The following is a 17,865-nucleotide window of genomic DNA, read 5'->3' on the forward strand; positions in this document are numbered from 1 at the left end:
CGTTGACGTGACATAATGGTCATACGGATAGTATTTGAAATAAGGAAGATTGCGACAAGCACAAGAAGGACGATACCAGCAAATCCCCATGTTCGAATGTATTTTGCAATTTTGAACAATTGGTCTGAATCTGAACCACCGTAATCAACGGATTCAACACCACTGATTTTTGAGATTTTATCAGCTACTTTTTTAACATGAGATGGTGAGTTAGCTTCTACGATATAAACATCTTGTAGAGGATTAGAATCGCCATCAAAGAGTTTCCAATCGTCCCCGTAGGTTTCTTGCAATTTAGCTAGCTGTTCATCTTTACTTGAATAAGTAACCTTCTTAACACCTGAAATCTTGTTGATTTGGTCATAGACTTGGTGGTAAGCATCATTTGAGACGGTTTCGCCAGCTTCATTAGTCTTAGTTTCAAAGTTATCTGTCGAATCCACATCAAGGTAAACATTGATTTGAATGTTGTTTTCAATACCTGATGCCAAACGCTCCACATTTAATAGCACTGCTGCAAAGACACCGACAAGTGTCAAGGTAATGGCAACCGTACTAACCGAAGCAATTGTCATCCAAATATTACGCTTTAAACTTTTTATGGATTCCCACAAATGACGGAAAAAATTTCTAATCATCGTAACCGTATTCTCCTTCCTCTTCATCACGAACAATGCGACCATTCTCAATCGCGATAACACGATGGCGAAGGGTATCAACAATTTGCTTATTGTGAGTAGCCATTAAAATGGTTGTTCCTTGAAGATTGATACGTTCTAACAACTGCATGATTTCCCATGAAATTTCAGGATCCAAGTTCCCAGTCGGTTCGTCAGCGATCAAGACTTTTGGATTGTTAACAATCGCACGAGCGATAGCAACACGTTGTTGCTCACCACCTGACAATTGGTGTGGGAAAGAACGCATTTTGTGTTTTAGACCAACCAAGTCTAACACTTCAGGAACACGTTTTTTAATATCACGTGGCTTTTCTCCAATAACTTGCATGGCATAAGCCACATTTTCAAACACAGTCTTTTTAGGAAGGAGTTTGTAGTCTTGGAAAACCACCCCGATACTACGACGTAGCATAGGAATATCACGTCGTCTTAATTTATTCAAATCAAATTTGCCGACCTTGATTGTCCCTGCTGTCGCTTTTTCTTCACGATAGAGTAACTTAATAAAAGTGGACTTACCCGCACCTGAAGGACCAACAATATATACAAATTCACCTTGGTTGACTTTTACATTGATATCTCTCAAGGCAGTGGTTGATCGGCGATACTTTTTGTCCACACCATTCATTTCAATTAGTGCCATTTATATTTTCCTTTACGATTTAATCATCCTAAAAAACTTACAGTTTTCCTAGTCAATACGCCATTTCAGATAGGCATCAATGAAACCATCAATGTCACCATCCATCACTTTATCAACTTGTGCCACTTCATATCCTGTGCGATGATCTTTAACCATCGTATAGGGGGTAAACACATAAGAACGGATTTGACTTCCCCATGTGATTTCTTTTTTATCACCCTTCAAAGCATCAACTTCTTGTGCTTTTTTCTCTTGCTCAAGCTGATAAAGTTTCGCCTGCAACATCTTCATCGCACGGTCACGGTTACCATATTGAGTACGGTCAACGGTTGACGACACCACGATTCCTGTTGGAATATGGGTCAAACGAACCCCTGTTGATACCTTGTTGACGTTTTGTCCACCAGCACCACCAGAACGGAAAGTATCCATTTTGATGTCGTCATCACGAATTTCCACTTCAATCGTATCATCCAATTCTGGCATTACTTCGACTGAACTAAATGACGTGTGGCGACGTTTGGCTGAGTCAAATGGAGAGATACGCACCAAACGGTGTACACCCATTTCAGACTTCAACAGTCCGTAAGCATTTGGCCCTTCAAAAAACAAAGTAACAGACTTAATACCCGCTTCATCCCCTGCTTGGTAATCAAGCGTTTCAACTTTAAAGCCTTTGGCATTACCATAACGGGTGTACATACGAAAGAGCATATCTGCCCAATCCTGCGCCTCGGTACCACCTGAACCTGGGTGAATTTCCAAAATCGCATTGTTGCGGTCATAAGGCTCTGATAACAACAAGGTCATCTCATAGCCTGTCATGATTTTATCAAGCTTTTCTAAACTTTCTTCTAAATCAGACTGAACCGAACTATCCTCATCCAACATTTCCAAATAAAGCTCTGTTTCATCAGACAACTCTTGCATGGTATTAAAAGTGTCATATTTTTGCTTGAGTTCGTTGAGTTCTTGAGAGGTTTTCTGGGCTGCAATATTGTCATCCCAAAAATCAGGCTCCGTCATTTTATTTTCAAGAAGTGCGATATCTTCTTCCAGACGGTCTAAGTCAAAGAGACCTCCTGAAGCTAGTCAACTTCTCTTGGTTTTCTACTATTTTTTGGCGAATTTCAGCCACTTCCATGAGCATACTCCTTTATTCATTACTTCTTCCTATTCTATCACAAAGGAAGCAAAATTACCATTATAGGTGCCAGAAAGGGTTTTCCTATTGACTATTTAGCTGCTAATTCAGCAGACTAACACAATAGTACCAAAAAGGCATTTGGCAATCACAACAAGAAAATGACAAATGGATAACAAAACATCACACCACCATGACGACACCACTAACCACCCGCATAGCGGGTGGTTTATTTGTCACGCACCTTGCGGAGCGTGACGGACTGAAAGTCACATAACAAAAGAATCAGATTGCTTAGCAGTCTGATTCTTTTGTTATTATTTAGAAATCTCTAAATGGCTTTTTCATCTTGTCCAAGTGCACGTTGAATAGCTTTGACAATTTCGGTCAAGACAAGCATCATCAAACTACCAATGATAACGGCAGTCCATTGACCCACGCTCAAGTGAGAAACGTGGAACAATTGATTAAATCCTGGCACAACGATGGTTACCATCAAGAGCAAGAAGGCCACTGGGATAGCCCGGTTGAAGGTTCTATTTCTAAAGGCACCAACAGTAAAGATTGATTGGTAAACGGACTTAACGTTGAAGGCGTGGACTAATTGGATAAGACCAAGTGTCGCAAAGGCCATTGTCAAGGCATCTTCGTGTACCATGTGAGCTTGTGAGTGTTCTGGGAACATGATTGCCCAACCATAAATGGCAAGGACAAGCAAGGTTTGGAAAATACCTTGATAGATAATAGCTCCCATAACCCCACCGTCAAAGAAGTTGGATTGACGTCCACGAGGTTTGTGTTTCATAACGCCAGGTTCAGCAGGTTCTACACCCAAGGCGATGGCTGGTAGCGTATCGGTTACCAAGTTAATCCAAAGCAAATGAACGGGTTGAAGCACATCCCAACCAAACAAGGTCGCAAAGAAGATGGTAAGCACTTCGGCCATATTGGCTGAAAGAAGGTATTGAATGGATTTTTGAATGTTTGAGAAGACCTTACGTCCTTCTTCAACAGCAACAATGATTGTCGCAAAGTTATCATCGGCAAGGACCATATCAGAAGCACCTTTTGCCACTTCTGTACCCGTAATCCCCATACCGATACCAATATCAGCTGTTTTCAACGATGGCGCATCATTGACACCATCACCAGTCATAGCAACAACTTTACCTTCATTTTGCCAAGCTTTAACGATACGCACCTTGTGTTCTGGTGACACACGCGCATAAACAGAATATTGTTTAAAGACTTTTTGGAATTCGTCGTCAGACAATTCGTTGAGTTCAGCACCAGTAAAGACATGGTTTTGGCCGTCATCTTCGATAATGCCTAGACGTTTAGCAATAGCTTCCGCAGTATCTTGGTGGTCCCCGGTAATCATGATAGGACGAATACCAGCTTCCTTGGCTACCTTAACAGCTTTGGCAGCTTCAGGACGTTCTGGGTCAATCATACCGACAAGACCTGCAAAAATCAAATCTGATTCCACATTTTTGGAATCCAAACTTGGAATTTCAGGAATGTATTTGTAAGCCATCATCAATACACGAAGGGCTTGTTTAGCCAAGTCTGTATTGAGTGATAAGATAGTAGCTCTTTCGTCATCTGTAATAGCACGAACTTGGCCATTGTCCTCAATGCGAGTGACACGTTTTAAGAGTTGGTCAGGTGCCCCTTTAACCGCCACAAAGTAGCGTCCATCGGCTTCTTCGTGAATCGTTGACATCAACTTACGGTCAGAATCAAATGGCAATTCTGCCACACGAGGTTCGTTTTTAAGCACATCACGAACATCAAAGTCGTGGTCTAAACCAAATTGAACCAAGGCCGTTTCGGTTGGGTCACCAATGAGATTGCCTTCTGGGTCAATCTTGGTATCATTAGCAAAATTCATGATACGCAAGGTCTTATCATCAGCTGGAATCGTTGCTTTAGCGTCCAATAATTGGCCACTAGTGTAGATTTTTTCAACCGTCATTTGATTCATGGTCAATGTTCCGGTTTTATCTGAAGCGATAATTTCGGTTGAACCAAGGGTTTCAACGGCTGGCAATTTACGAACGATGGCATTGCGTTTGGCAAGGGTTGTTGTTCCCATTGACAAGACGATGGTTACAATAGCGGGTAGCCCTTCTGGAATAGCAGCAACCGCCAAGGCAACAGAAGTCATCAAGCCTTCAACAGGTTCTTCACCACGGATAAATACCCCGACGATAAAGGTCACGATAGCAATACCAACAACCAAGTAAGTAAGAACCTTAGACAATTGGTTCAAGTTTTGCTTCAATGGGGTGTCTGTTTCGTCTGCGTTGGCAAGCATATCAGCAATTTTACCAACTTCGGTGTAATGACCTGTATTGACAACAACCCCAACACCACGACCATAAGTCACGTTAGAGTTTTGGTAAGCCATGTTGACACGGTCACCAATACCAGCATCATCAGCCACTTTAATAGACAAACTCTTTTCAACTGGAACAGATTCCCCTGTCAGGGCAGCTTCTTCAATTTTTAAGGAAGCGACTTCTAACAAACGCATATCAGCAGGCACCACATCACCGGCCTCCAACATGACAATATCACCAGGAACCAATTCTCTCGAATCAATTTCAACGACATGTCCGTCACGGCTGACACGCGCCACTTGGCTAGACATATCTTTCAAAGCTTCAATGGCTGCTTCAGCTTGCCCTTCTTGATAAACCCCAAAAGCCGCATTAAGCACAACAACGGCTAGGATAATCAAAGCATCGGTAAGCCCTTCTGTTCCTTCAGTGATAACAGATAAGGCAGCTGCAACAAGCAAGATAATAATCATCAAGTCCTTGAATTGGTCAAGAAACTTAGCCAACAATGAGCGTTTCTGGGCTTCTTCAAGTTCGTTGTGACCATATTCATCTAAACGTTTTTTAGCTTCTGCCGCAGATAAACCGTCACGGGTGGTGTGCAAGGCGTCAAGCGTTTCGTCCTCGCTCTTCAAATAAAACAAATCTTTGCTTTGTTCTTTAGACAAAATAGTTTCCTCCTTCGGTCTTCTTTCCTAAATAGAAAAGAGACCTGTTTTAAAAAACAAGTCTCGCTGTTTAAGACATAGCCGGAAATTTCTTTCGTATTGACGACTAGGCCACGGGAATCCCCGTCTGCTACTCCCTTGATACATGGTCATAATACCAATTTTCAAGGCATTTGTCAACCAGCTTTCCCTATTTCAAAGCCTTATTGCCAGCGCAATTCTAGCTCGTAATCAGCCAAAGCAGACTCTCCCTCAAGGGCTTTTAAACAATAATGCAAGGTAACACTTTTCTTGTCGGGGTCAAAAACATAATGGCTGGTTTCTGTTTTAAAATGCTGGATACCAAGCGGCGTAGGAATCAAGACAACCGCAGGGTTTTGGGCATGAAATCGCATGATGGATTTTGGTGTGGAAAAACGCGTCATGACCAATTCCTCTTGATTGCACTTGATGATAACTTTCTCATCTTCTTCATTGACATAAGTCAAATAAAGGTATTGATTTTTTGGGGTTACGGTAACAGGATAACTTTCGTCAACCCACTCCACCTCGTTATCCATGATGATTTTATTGCGAATCTGTAATTGCATAATCCTCTCATCTGCCAAATCAACAGCTCCATCAATCTGGCAAATCCCTCTTTTCTATTACATGATAAGTCTCTTTCATTATACCTTTTAACGCTTGGAATGACAACTTTGGGCACAGAAGTCTGATATGCTTTGATTAGGGGTTTCCAGTCGTTTTTTGGTATAATGGGAGCATGAATGAAAAAGTATTTCGTGATCCTATTCACAATTATATAACGGTCAATCACCGCGTGGTTTATGATCTTATCAACACAGCAGAATTTCAACGTTTGCGTCGCATCAAGCAAGTCCCAACGACAGCCTTTACCTTTCATGGTGCCGAGCACAGCCGCTTTTCGCATTGTCTAGGCGTTTATGACATTGCTAGGCGTGTTACTGAGATTTTTGAGGAAAAATTTCCCGACATTTGGAACACTGATGAAAATCTTTTAACCATGGTGGCAGGGCTCTTGCACGATGTGGGGCACGGGGCCTATTCCCACACATTTGAAAAATTGTTTGGCACTGACCATGAAGCCTTCACTCAGGAAATCATTACCAATCCTGATACTGAAATCAACGCTATTTTGCGACGAGTGGCTCCTGATTTTCCAGAAAAAGTGGCTAGTGTCATCAACCACACCTATCCCAATAAACAAGTGGTGCAACTGATTTCTAGCCAAATTGACTGCGACCGCATGGACTATTTGCTTAGGGATTCTTATTACAGTGGCACAAAATACGGGCAATTTGATTTAACCCGCATTTTGCGTGTCATTCGTCCTGTCAAAAATGGTATTGTCTTTGAATACAATGGCATGCACGCCGTTGAGGACTACATTGTCAGTCGTTTTCAAATGTATATGCAAGTTTATTTTCACCCTGCCAGCCGTGGCATGGAAGTCTTACTACAAAATCTCTTGAAACGAGCCAAACGCCTTTATCAAAAAGACAGCCATTTCTTTAAGAAAACCGCTCTAAATCTCATTCCTTTTCTGGAAAATCGAGCGGATTTGTCGGATTATCTGGCTTTAGATGATGGCGTGATGAACACTTATTTTCAAGCTTGGATGGCTTCTGACGATGATATTTTAGCGGATTTAGCCAGTCGATTTGTCAACCGTAAAATTTTCAAATCCATCACCTTTGATGAGACAGCTGAAAAGCATTTGGATTGCTTGGTGAAGTTGATTGATTCAGTTGGTTTTGACCCTAAGTATTACACGGGTATTCATGCCAATTTTGATTTGCCTTATGACATTTACCGCCCTGAAAAAAAAGAACCACGAACAGATATTAACATGATTCGCAAAGATGGCTCTATCATCGAATTATCAACCGTATCACCTATCGTTAAGACCTTGTCAGGCACAACTTACGGTGATAGACGTTTCTATTTTCCAAAGGAAATGTTGCAGGCAAATGACCTCTTTACTGAGGACAAAGAGCAATTTATGAGTTACATTACCAACGACCATTTTGCTTACCACGACTAACCTTATTGTTAAAAACTGAAAAAGTGACGTATCTGTTAGAATCTCCATGACAAATACGGCACTTTTTAGTAAGATATATAGGTAGATTCTTCTAATTAGAAAGGATACCATACTCTATGTCAATTAAACTAGTTGCCGTTGATATTGACGGCACGCTTCTGACCAATGACCGCAAAATCACACCTGAGGTTTTTGAAGCTGTTCGAGACGCTAAAAAACAAGGGGTTAAGGTCGTTATCGCTACTGGACGTCCGATTGCTGGTGTTCAGACCTTACTGGACGACTTAAACTTAAAAGACACTGGCGATTATGTCATTACTTTTAATGGTGGCTTGGTGCAAGACACGGCCACAGGTGAGAACATCATCACAGAAGTCATGACCTATGATGACTATCTTGATATTGAATTTCTCAGCCGTAAGCTAAATGTCCATATGCACGCCATTACCAAAGAAGGGATTTTTACTGCCAATCGTAACATTGGAAAATACACCGTGCACGAATCAACCTTGGTCAATATGCCTATTTACTACCGCACACCAGAAGAAATGGGCGACAAGGAAATCATTAAAATGATGTTTATCGATGAGCCTGAAATTCTTGATGCAGCTATTGCTAAAATCCCACAAGAATTTTACGACAAATACACAATCGTGAAATCAACACCATTTTATTTGGAAATCTTAAACAAAACAGCCAGCAAGGGCAATGCCATCACACACCTTGCTGAAAAAATGGGACTTAGCCTTGACCAAACAATGGCCATCGGTGATGCTGAAAATGACCGAGCCATGTTGGAGGCAGTCGGCAATCCTGTTGTCATGGAAAATGGCACACCAGAACTCAAACAAATTGCCAAATATATCACCAAATCAAATGAAGAAAGCGGCGTTGCTTACGCCCTTAGAAAGTGGGTTTTAAAATAATGTATAGCTATAAAATCGGCATTTCTGCTGAAGAACACGACCAATTTGCCAAAGCAAGTGACCAAACCAATCTGTTGCAATCATCTAATTGGGCAAAAATCAAGGACAACTGGGACAATGAACGTCTTGGTTTCTACAAAGATGGCCAATTAGTGGCATCAGCATCTGTTCTCATCAAATCCTTGCCACTTGCCTTCACCATGCTTTACATTCCTCGCGGACCCATTATGGATTACAGTGACAAAGAATTAGTTGCCTTTGTCATCAACTCACTCAAAAAATTCGGAAAAACCAAACGTGCCCTCTTCATCAAAATTGACCCAGCTTTGTTGCTCAAACAATACAAAATCGGTGAAAACGTGGAAGAAAATGCAGAAACCCTTACGGCTATCGAAAACTTGAAGGCTGCAGGTTGTGAATGGACTGGACGCACAACAACGATTGCTGAAAGCATTCAACCGCGTTACCAAGCCAATGTCTATACCCAAGAAGACATGACTGCAACATTTCCTAAGCACACCAAACGCTTGATGAAAGATGCGATTCACCGTGGTGTGATAACTAGCCGTGGAAGCATCGATGATGTCAAAGCCTTTGCAGACGTCGTTGCTCTTACAGAAAATCGTAAAGGGGTTGCTCTTCGTAACGAAGATTATTTCCGCAAAATGATGGAAACTTACGGTGATGATGCTTACCTTCACCTTGCCAAAGTTAATTTACCAAAACGCCTAGCGGAATACAAAGAACAACTTGCTCAAATTGAAAAAGATTTAGCAGAAACAAAAGAAAACCAGAAAAAACGTTTGACCAAATTAACCCAACAAAAGAATTCTGTCACAAAATACATTGCAGAATTTGAAGAATTCGTTCAAAAATACCCAGATGAACTCATTATTGCAGGTATCTTGTCTGTATCATTTGGCAACGTCATGGAAATGCTTTACGCTGGTATGAATGATGAATTCAAAAAATTCTACCCACAATATTCACTCTATCCAAAAGCTTTTGAAGATGCCTACGCTGATGGCATCATTTGGGCAAATATGGGTGGTGTTGAAGGGACACTTGACGACGGTTTAACCAAATTTAAAACAAACTTCAACCCAACCATCGAAGAGTTCATTGGCGAATTCAACATTCCTGTCAACCGTGCTCTTTATGGGCTATCTAACCTTGCTTACAACATTCGCAAACAAAGGAGAAATGGCCATTAATGCCTCTTGAGATTATTGAAAAAGACGTTTTTAAGACTTTTTGTAACAGCGTTCCCTACAAATCATTCATGCAATCTAGCGAAATGGCGGAGCTGCTCAGCAAACGTGGTTATCAGGTTGCCTATCTTGGCTTTAAAGACCAAGGGCAATTGCAAGTAGCTGCTATCCTTTTTAGCTTGCCAATGACAGGGGGCTTGCACATGGAAATCAATTCCGGTCCCGTTTCACGCGATAAACGCTATTTAAAAGCCTTTTATCAGGAATTGCAGACCTACGCCAAAGAAAACGGTGCCCTTGAATTATTGGTGAAACCCTACGACACTTACCAACAATTCGACACCGATGGCAAGCCAACTGACCAAGAGCAAACCGCCTTGTTAGAGGATTTTCTCTCGCTTGGTTACCAGCATGACGGGCTTTTGACTGGCTACCCTGGTGGCGAACCTGATTGGCATTACCTCAAGGATTTGACAGACTTAGATGACAAATCCCTGCTCAAATCCTTCAGCAAAAAAGGACGTCCATTGGTTAAGAAAGCCAAGACCTTTGGCATTACGCTAAGAAAGCTTGACCGAGAGGAATTGCCTCTTTTTAAAGAAATCACTTCTGCTACCTCAGACCGTCGAGATTACATGGACAAATCCCTTGAATATTATCAAGATTTTTACGACAGTTTTGGGGATTCTTGTGAATTTATGGTAGCAAGCCTTAATTTTCAAGATTATCTAAATCATCTAGAAAATGACCAAGGCAAACTTAAGCAAAGAATAGCTAAACTCAAAGCTGATTTGGAGAAAAATCCTCATTCCGAGAAGAAACAAAATCAGCTGCGCGAATTAGCCAGCCAATCCGACACCTTTGACGTTCGTATTGCAGAAGCCAAAGCATTTATTGCCAAATACGGAACACAACACGTAACCTTGGCAGGTAGCCTCTTTGTTTACACCAAACAAGAAGCTGTCTACCTATTCTCAGGCTCTTATCCAGAATTTAATAAATTCTATGCACCTGCCTTGCTTCAGGAATACGTTATGTTGCAAGCCATCAAACGCGGCATTACCAATTATAATTTGCTTGGTATCACTGGAAATTTTGATGGTTCAGATGGTGTTTTACGCTTCAAACAAAACTACAATGGCTATATCACGCGTAAGATGGGAACTTTCCGCTATTACCCTCGACCGCTTAGATACAAGGCCATCCAACAAGTAAAAAGATTATTGGGACGCCAATAAAAGAAAACCTTGGAAATTGGTTTCCAAGGTTTTTTTGATACAAAAAATGACCTGCTAAAGACAGGCCATCTATTATGCTTCAACGTTTCTTGATTATTTAACGAAGTCAAGAAGAGCAAGGAAGCTTTCTGGTTCAAGTGAAGCACCACCAACAAGGGCACCGTCAACGTCTGGGCAAGCCATGTATGCTGCAACGTTTTCAGGTTTAACTGAACCACCGTATTGAACGCGAACTTTGTCAGCTACTGCTTGACCGAAGTCTGCTGCAACTGTGTCACGAACAACTTTACACATTTTTTGTGCGTCGTCTTGGCTAGCTGATTTACCAGTACCGATAGCCCAGATTGGTTCGTATGCGATAACAAGTGAAGAAACTTGTTCGTCAGTCAAGCCAGCAAGAGCAGCTGAAACTTGTCCACCTACGAATTCTGCAGCTTTACCTGCTTCGTAAGTTTCAAGAGTTTCACCACAGCAGATGATTGGAAGCATACCGTTAGCAAAGATAGCTTTTGCTTTTTTGTTGATGTCTTCATCTGTTTCGTGGAAGTATTCACGACGTTCTGAGTGACCGATTACAACGTAGTCAGTTCCCATTTCAGACAATACTTTAGGGCTGTTTTCACCAGTGAAAGCACCAGCATTTTCAAAGTAGCAGTTTTCAGCAGCAACTTTAAGTTCTGAACCTTTAGCTGCAGCAAGAACTGTTGAAAGGTCAAGTGCAGGAGCTGCGATACCAGCTTCAACAAGTTCTGATGAAGGCAATTTAGAAGCTACTGCTTCAACAAATGCTTTAGCTTCTTCTGGATTTTTGTTCATTTTCCAGTTACCAGCGATAAATGGTTTACGTGACATTTCACATACCTCTTCTATTTTTTTTTACTCCTTATTTTATCATATTTTCTGCAGGTTTGAAAGGTTCGACACTATTTTTAGAGAGGAAAGTCACAAAAAAAGAGCCCCTAACGGGACTCTCCACAATTACTATCTGACTAAATAATTGTTATCTGGGAACTTAATTAGTTAATTCAAATTAAGCTTCGATTTCTGAAACGATACCTGAACCAACAGTACGTCCACCTTCACGGATTGAGAATGTAGTACCTTGTTCAACGGCAATTGGGTGAATCAATTCAACGTCGATAGTTACGTTATCACCAGGCATTACCATTTCAGTACCTGCTGGAAGTTCGATTGAACCTGTAACGTCAGTTGTACGGAAGTAGAATTGAGGACGGTAGTTGTTGAAGAATGGAGTGTGGCGTCCACCTTCTTCTTTAGTAAGGATGTAAACTTCACCTTTGAATTTAGTGTGTGGGTGGATTGAACCTGGTTTAGCAAGAACTTGACCACGTTCGATTTCATCACGTTGGATACCACGAAGAAGCACACCAACGTTGTCCCCTGCAAGACCTTCATCAAGTTGTTTACGGAACATTTCAACACCAGTAACAACAGCTTTTTGGATGTCGTCACGGATACCAACGATTTCAACTTCGTCGTTGACTTTAACAGTACCACGGTCGATACGTCCTGATGCTACAGTACCACGACCAGTGATTGAGAATACGTCTTCGACTGGAAGAAGCAATGGTTTGTCAGTATCACGTTCTGGTTCTGGAATGTATTCATCAACAGTGTCCATCAATTCCATGATGATGTCTTCGTAGTGAGTGTCACCTTCAAGGGCTTTAAGAGCTGAACCTTGGATAACTGGAAGATCGTCACCTGGGAAATCGTATTCTGAAAGAAGGTCACGGATTTCCATTTCAACCAATTCAAGCAATTCTTCGTCATCAACAAGGTCGATTTTGTTCATGAAGACGATAAGGTATTTAACACCTACTTGACGTGAAAGAAGGATGTGTTCACGTGTTTGTGGCATTGGACCGTCAGTTGAAGCTACTACAAGGATAGCACCATCCATTTGGGCAGCACCAGTGATCATGTTTTTAACGTAGTCCGCGTGTCCTGGAGCGTCGATGTGAGCGTAGTGACGTTTAGCAGTTTCGTACTCAACGTGTGCAGTGTTGATTGTGATACCGCGTTCGCGTTCTTCAGGAGCAGCATCGATAGAAGCGTAGTCTTTTGGTTGGTTAACTGCGCTTGGAAGACGACGAGCAAGAACTGTTGTAATTGCAGCTGTCAAAGTAGTTTTACCATGGTCAACGTGTCCGATTGTACCAATGTTAACGTGTGGTTTACTACGATCGTATTTTTCTTTTGCCATTTGGGTAAAAGCCTCCAATAAAATATATTTTATAGATAGACGGTAGGCAATACAGTCTAACCTTACCCTACTATTTTATCAAATTATAAAGGAATTGCAAGCATTTAACTATTTCTTATGCGTCTAAATTTTCAAGAATGCCTGTAAATCCCTTAAAATCAAGCGATTTCCCAATGTTATTTCTTTCAAAAAAATAACCAAAGCAAGACAAAATACTTGCTTTGGTCAAAAAATCATTTAGTCATTATGGAACAATTGATCCAAATCAATGACATTATCTGCATAGGGGTGATTGGTATTTTGTGCTTGGAGTTCTGCCTCTGCTTCTCTGATAATCTCTTCACGTTTTTCATTGGCATCAATATTGAGCACAAAACCAATGGCAACCGAGAGCACCAACAAGCTATTTCCCCCTTGGGATAAGAATGGGAAAGTAACCCCTGTTGATGGAATCAAGCCTGAGATACCACCGATATTGACAAAGGTTTGCATCAAAATCATGCCACCAATTCCTAGTGCAATCATGGCATTGAAAGGATTTTTAGCCTTAATCCCCACGTGCATGATACGTAAAATCAAGAAGAACAGCAAAGCAAGAATAAGTCCTGCTCCAATCAAACCTAATTCTTCCATGACAATGGAAAAGACAAAATCGGTTGTCGCCTCAGGAAGATAACCACCTTTTTCAATGGAATTCCCCAAACCTCTACCAAACCAACCACCATTACTCATGGCATAGTAAGAATGAGCTAGCTGGTGTCCTGCGTTGGTCAAGTCATCAAAAGGATTGAAAAAGGCACTGAAACGTTTGGCAACATAACCAAAGACGGGCACTTTTTCCATGGTTTCCACACCAATGGCAAAGATTAAGCCTAAAAATCCAGCTGATAAGGTCGTGACGGTAATCAAAATAGCAGAAAACCAACGGTAAGCTACCCCACTGACTGAATACATGATCAAGCCAGTCAAAACGATGATAGCTGCATTTCCAAGGTCAGGCTGTGCTGCGACCAGCATAATCATCCCTAGCGAATACACGCGCCAATCTTTTAAATCATTCCAACGCCTTGGTATCCAACGCCGCTTGGTCAAGGCTTGGTAATCATAGATTTCAATTTCTTTCTGGCGCCGTGAAAACGTATAAGCCAACAGCCAGACAATGATGATTTTCAGGTATTCTGCTGGTTGAAAACTAATGGGACCAATCACAATCCAACCGTGCGCCCCGTTAACCGTTCGCGTAAAGAAACGCGCAATTAACAAGAGAACAACTTCAACGATCATAGTCGTTGTCAGGACTTTTGGATTTTTTAAGAAGTCTAAACGTAATTTATAAATGAAAAAGATAGCAGCTAAACTGATGGCCCAATACATTCCTTGGTTAAGAACTGACCGAAAAGGGTTTAACCCGTATTGGACAAGGGATGGGCTTGTGGTCGAATAAATGACAATCAAACCAATCACAGATAAAATTAAATAAGGCACAAGGATTGAATAATTCAGTAAATGCCTCTTCGAAATATTCATAAACGCTCCTATTAAGACATATGATCTCTGGATGTAATAACCATCTGCCATTATACCATCTTTCTAAGCTAAAAAAAAGTAAAAGTCTAGCAAGTCTTGTCAAAGTCTGAGCCAAAGTAAAAAAGCACCCCTTGGACTTAACCAAGAAGTGCTGCTTCATCTTGCTTTATGATCAGCCTGAGTTACGCAAACCAGTTGCAATACCGTTGATAGTGGTGTGAATGAGTTTTTCGTAATCTTCGTCCAACTCATCGTGGCGTAAACGTTTAATCAATTCAATTTGAATGTAGTTTAAGACGTTGAAGTATGGCAAACGGTAATCAAGGCTGGCACGAAGAGATGGATTGGTTTCCAATAAATCTTCGTGTTGTTCAATAGCTAAAATAACATTTTTAGTGAGTTGCCATTCGTCAAGAATGGTGTTAAAGACATCACGCACGTCTTCATCTTCAGCCAATTGAGCGTATTGGAAAGCAATGTTCATGTTTGATTTTGAAAGAACCATATCTACATTTGAGAGGAGAGAATGGAAGAATGGCCATTTGTCATACATGTGTTGCAATTTCGCCAAGTTACCCTCATCAGCGTCAATAAAGTGTTTGAAGGCAGAACCGACACCATACCAGCCTGGGAACATCACTCGACTTTGTGACCATGAGAATACCCACGGAATCGCACGAAGGCCTGAAATTTCAGTGATGGTTTTACGAGCAGCTGGACGTGAACCAATATTCAAACTTGAAACTTCTTTAATTGGGCTTGCTTCAAAGAAATAATCATAGAAATGCGGATTGCCAAAGACCAAATCACGGTAAACTGTATTTGAATAGCTAACAATGTCGTCCATCGTTGCACGGAACTCATCGATTTCATTAGCATCCGTAATCATGCGTGTTACAATACGGTCAATGGTTGCTGACACCAACATTTCAAGGTTGTAGTAGGCAACGTCTTTATTACCGTATTTGTTTTCAATGATTTCCCCTTGCTCTGTCAAGCGGATGCGGTCTTTAATCGAACCAAATGGTTGGGATGTAATGGCTTCATATGATGGACCACCTCCACGGCCGACTGTACCACCACGACCATGAATGAAGGTTACTTTAATACCACGTTCTGTTCCGATACGAGTCAATTCGTTTTGAGCCTTGTAAAGTGTCCAAACAGATGACAAGTAACCGCCGTCTTTATTACTATCTGAGTAACCAAGCATGACTTCTTGGTAGCCTTTGTTAGCTGCAATCCAACGGCGCACGATGTCGTAATCAAGGTATTCTTCCATAATGCCACGTGAATTTTCAAGGTCTTCGATGGTTTCAAAGAGAGGAACAATTTGAACACGCGCTTTTTGGTTATCAATCAAACCAACTTCTTTTAACATAACCGCTAATTCAAACATATCAGACACGCTTTCAGTGTGTGAGATAATGTGTTGTTTGATGACTTCTTCACCTAGCTTGTCTTTAAGGTAACGAGCGGTTTTAAAGATAGCCAATTCTTTTTGCAGGAGTTCTGACTTCTCAGCATTTGCTGAAGATAAGGTACGAGGGTCCTCAGTCAGTTCTTTAAGTAAAATCTTGATTTTTTCCTCTTCTGGAAGCTCACTGTAATTATCCACAACGTTTGCTGATCGTAACAATTCTGCCACACAAGCTTCGTTGACGCTTGAATCTTGACGCATATCAATGGTTGCAAGGTAGAAACCAAAAACATCAACTGCTTGGAGCAACTCGCTGAAATCACCTGTTAGCATAGCCTCATCGCCATTATCTAACAATGATTGCTTGATTAAGAGTAAATCATCTTTAAATTCTTGGGCCGTTTTGTAGCTTGGAATTTCATTTTGAAGTTCAGAAGACACGCGAGAGAATTTCTCTTGCAAATACTTGCTGACAACACTAGCATTGTTGGTGCTTGTGTAAACCCCAAAACTAATGTTGTTGCTGCTTTCCAAGACACGTTGTGAAATGCCTGGTCCAGCTTTTAATTCCAACAAGGTTTGAATCAATTTCAACTGAATGTAATGGAAGGCTTTACGGTAAGGCTCATTTTCACGATAAATCGATTTATCTGTTGATAATTCAGCCAATTTTTCCACTTCAGGACTGATGTCTGTAAGAGTTGTAGAAAGTGAGAAGGTACGATAAAGACCTGTTAATTTTTCGATGTAGTAGTTAAGAATAACTTCACTTTGGACAGTGGCAGAAAGTTGCAGAGTTTCTGCTGTAACGTATGGGTTTCCATCACGGTCGCCCCCAATCCACATTCCCATGGTAATTGGTTTTGGATTGTCCAAATCAAGGCCTTTTTCAGCGGCTAAGTGTTTGTATTCTGATGTTAATTTTGTGATGGCTTGAATCAAAGAGGTATTGTAATACTCCATCACGTTGGTGATTTCATTTTTAACCGTCAATTTCTTCTCACGAATAATATCCGTTTGCATGATGATTTCAATGTAACGGCGTAAATCCGTGTACCATTTGTTACGGTTGACAACACCAGCCTTAACATCGCGGTACTTACGCAACAAATCATGAATGTGGTTGGTCAACTCCAAAACAGTTTTACGTTGCACTTGCGTTGGGTGAGCGGTTAATACAGGAACCACGTTCACGTTTTCAAGAATTTCTTTGGCGTTGTCGCTCTCTGAAACCATGTCAACCGTTAGAGAAAGTTTGCCAAGGTAATCCTTGCCCATGTTGTTTTGATAGTTAATCTCATACGCAAAATCCACATCTTCAGAGATGTTGATTAAAAGTGGTAAAATTGAAAAATAGCGAGATACGACGATCATCTCATCATTCGTTAATTGAGCTACTAATTTTTCAAGTTTGACGTATTCAGAGCTTGCTGATAAGTCGGCGATATTTTGAATTTTGGCAAACACCTCATCGCCAACCATTTGATGGGTTGTATCGTCAAGGATTTGTTTTAACACTTTGACTTCTTCTGTCATTATCGACCGAGTGTTATTATTTTCCAATTTTTTGACTGTCACTCTCTTCACTCCTTTTTGTTCGGATTGGAATCCTTTGTTACAAACGTACCCCTATATCATACCACTTTTTGTAAGGAAAAGTAACCCATTTTCTAATGATTATCCTTGCTTTTATAAATTTTCTGATTTTTTTAAATCTTTTTGCCGTATAGCCTGTGCTACTAGGATAAGCTCTAGATTTTTGATATACTTT

13 protein-coding genes are annotated in these 17,865 nt (G+C 41.0%); 4 read left to right on the forward strand and 9 right to left on the reverse strand.

The window, feature by feature from the left end; genetic code table 11:
- From ftsX to B3R79_RS01650, 5 genes are all read right to left on the reverse strand, one after another.
- The coding region (ftsX, locus tag B3R79_RS01630; RefSeq protein WP_293693383.1) for a permease-like cell division protein FtsX at window positions 1-638 on the reverse strand (638 nt) is incomplete at its 3' end.
- On the reverse strand, window positions 631-1,323 hold the full coding sequence (gene ftsE, locus B3R79_RS01635; RefSeq protein ID WP_154454196.1) for a cell division ATP-binding protein FtsE: 693 nt from the start codon (window positions 1,321-1,323) through the stop codon (window positions 631-633). The genes ftsX and ftsE, both read right to left, overlap by 8 nt.
- 48 nt (window positions 1,324-1,371) lie before the next feature.
- Window positions 1,372-2,467, reverse strand: a protein-coding gene (gene prfB / locus B3R79_RS01640; protein ID WP_154454195.1) for a peptide chain release factor 2 whose coding sequence is annotated in 2 segments (ribosomal slippage) — window positions 1,372-2,394 and window positions 2,396-2,467 — 1,095 coding nt in all. Because the reading frame shifts where the segments join, the coding sequence is not laid out codon by codon here.
- Between the two features lie 331 nt (window positions 2,468-2,798).
- Window positions 2,799-5,480, reverse strand: a complete 2,682-nt coding sequence (locus tag B3R79_RS01645) for a cation-translocating P-type ATPase (RefSeq protein WP_293693385.1) — start codon at window positions 5,478-5,480, stop codon at window positions 2,799-2,801.
- 203 nt (window positions 5,481-5,683) lie between these two features.
- Complete coding sequence (locus B3R79_RS01650) at window positions 5,684-6,070, reverse strand: DUF1934 domain-containing protein (protein ID WP_154454193.1); 387 nt, start codon at window positions 6,068-6,070, stop codon at window positions 5,684-5,686.
- A gap of 173 nt (window positions 6,071-6,243) precedes the next feature.
- Here B3R79_RS01650 and B3R79_RS01655 point away from each other — a divergent pair, with 173 nt between their 5' ends.
- The 4 genes from B3R79_RS01655 to B3R79_RS01670 all read left to right on the forward strand — a co-directional run bounded on the left by B3R79_RS01655 (window position 6,244) and on the right by B3R79_RS01670 (window position 10,920).
- Entirely contained in the window at window positions 6,244-7,545 is a 1,302-nt protein-coding gene (locus B3R79_RS01655; RefSeq protein ID WP_204984475.1) for an HD domain-containing protein, read from the forward strand.
- Window positions 7,546-7,661: 116 nt separating this feature from the next.
- Window positions 7,662-8,471 carry a sugar-phosphatase gene (gene yidA, locus B3R79_RS01660; protein WP_168260527.1) on the forward strand — a complete coding sequence of 270 codons (810 nt, stop codon included), beginning with the start codon at window positions 7,662-7,664 and terminating at the stop codon, window positions 8,469-8,471.
- Entirely contained in the window at window positions 8,471-9,685 is a 1,215-nt protein-coding gene (locus B3R79_RS01665; protein WP_293693389.1) for an aminoacyltransferase, read from the forward strand. The genes yidA and B3R79_RS01665 overlap by 1 nt, the downstream gene beginning before the upstream one ends.
- On the forward strand, window positions 9,685-10,920 hold the full coding sequence (locus B3R79_RS01670) for an aminoacyltransferase (protein ID WP_293693391.1): 1,236 nt from the start codon (window positions 9,685-9,687) through the stop codon (window positions 10,918-10,920). The genes B3R79_RS01665 and B3R79_RS01670 overlap by 1 nt, the downstream gene beginning before the upstream one ends.
- A 93-nt stretch (window positions 10,921-11,013) precedes the next feature.
- Here B3R79_RS01670 and tpiA read toward each other — a convergent pair whose 3' ends face one another.
- The 4 genes from tpiA to ppc form a co-directional block, all read right to left on the reverse strand.
- On the reverse strand, window positions 11,014-11,772 hold the full coding sequence (gene tpiA, locus B3R79_RS01675) for a triose-phosphate isomerase (RefSeq protein WP_154454188.1): 759 nt from the start codon (window positions 11,770-11,772) through the stop codon (window positions 11,014-11,016).
- A gap of 178 nt (window positions 11,773-11,950) precedes the next feature.
- The gene (gene tuf / locus B3R79_RS01680; protein WP_154454187.1) at window positions 11,951-13,147 is read right to left on the reverse strand and encodes an elongation factor Tu; all 1,197 of its coding nucleotides are present in this window, start codon (window positions 13,145-13,147) and stop codon (window positions 11,951-11,953) included.
- 237 nt (window positions 13,148-13,384) lie between these two features.
- Window positions 13,385-14,674 carry a cell division peptidoglycan polymerase FtsW gene (gene ftsW, locus B3R79_RS01685; protein ID WP_293693393.1) on the reverse strand — a complete coding sequence of 430 codons (1,290 nt, stop codon included), beginning with the start codon at window positions 14,672-14,674 and terminating at the stop codon, window positions 13,385-13,387.
- Between the two features lie 172 nt (window positions 14,675-14,846).
- The gene (gene ppc / locus B3R79_RS01690) at window positions 14,847-17,672 is read right to left on the reverse strand and encodes a phosphoenolpyruvate carboxylase (RefSeq protein ID WP_293693395.1); all 2,826 of its coding nucleotides are present in this window, start codon (window positions 17,670-17,672) and stop codon (window positions 14,847-14,849) included.
- Between the last annotated feature and the right edge of the window lie 193 nt (window positions 17,673-17,865).

This window comes from Streptococcus sp. UBA3373 (genome assembly GCF_002360305.1).
Classification (GTDB): Bacteria; Bacillota; Bacilli; order Lactobacillales; family Streptococcaceae; genus Streptococcus; species Streptococcus alactolyticus.

Bases quoted from the DNA above. Each gene is read 5' to 3' on its own strand.
- ftsE (WP_154454196.1), bottom strand. From the start codon at position 1,323: ATGGCACTAATTGAAATGAATGGTGTGGACAAAAAGTATCGCCGATCA.
- B3R79_RS01650 (WP_154454193.1), bottom strand. From the start codon at position 6,070: ATGCAATTACAGATTCGCAATAAAATCATCATGGATAACGAGGTGGAG.
- B3R79_RS01655 (WP_204984475.1), top strand. From the start codon at position 6,244: ATGAATGAAAAAGTATTTCGTGATCCTATTCACAATTATATAACGGTC.
- yidA (WP_168260527.1), top strand. From the start codon at position 7,662: ATGTCAATTAAACTAGTTGCCGTTGATATTGACGGCACGCTTCTGACC.
- B3R79_RS01665 (WP_293693389.1), top strand. From the start codon at position 8,471: ATGTATAGCTATAAAATCGGCATTTCTGCTGAAGAACACGACCAATTT.
- B3R79_RS01670 (WP_293693391.1), top strand. From the start codon at position 9,685: ATGCCTCTTGAGATTATTGAAAAAGACGTTTTTAAGACTTTTTGTAAC.
- tpiA (WP_154454188.1), bottom strand. From the start codon at position 11,772: ATGTCACGTAAACCATTTATCGCTGGTAACTGGAAAATGAACAAAAAT.
- tuf (WP_154454187.1), bottom strand. From the start codon at position 13,147: ATGGCAAAAGAAAAATACGATCGTAGTAAACCACACGTTAACATTGGT.
- ftsW (WP_293693393.1), bottom strand. From the start codon at position 14,674: ATGAATATTTCGAAGAGGCATTTACTGAATTATTCAATCCTTGTGCCT.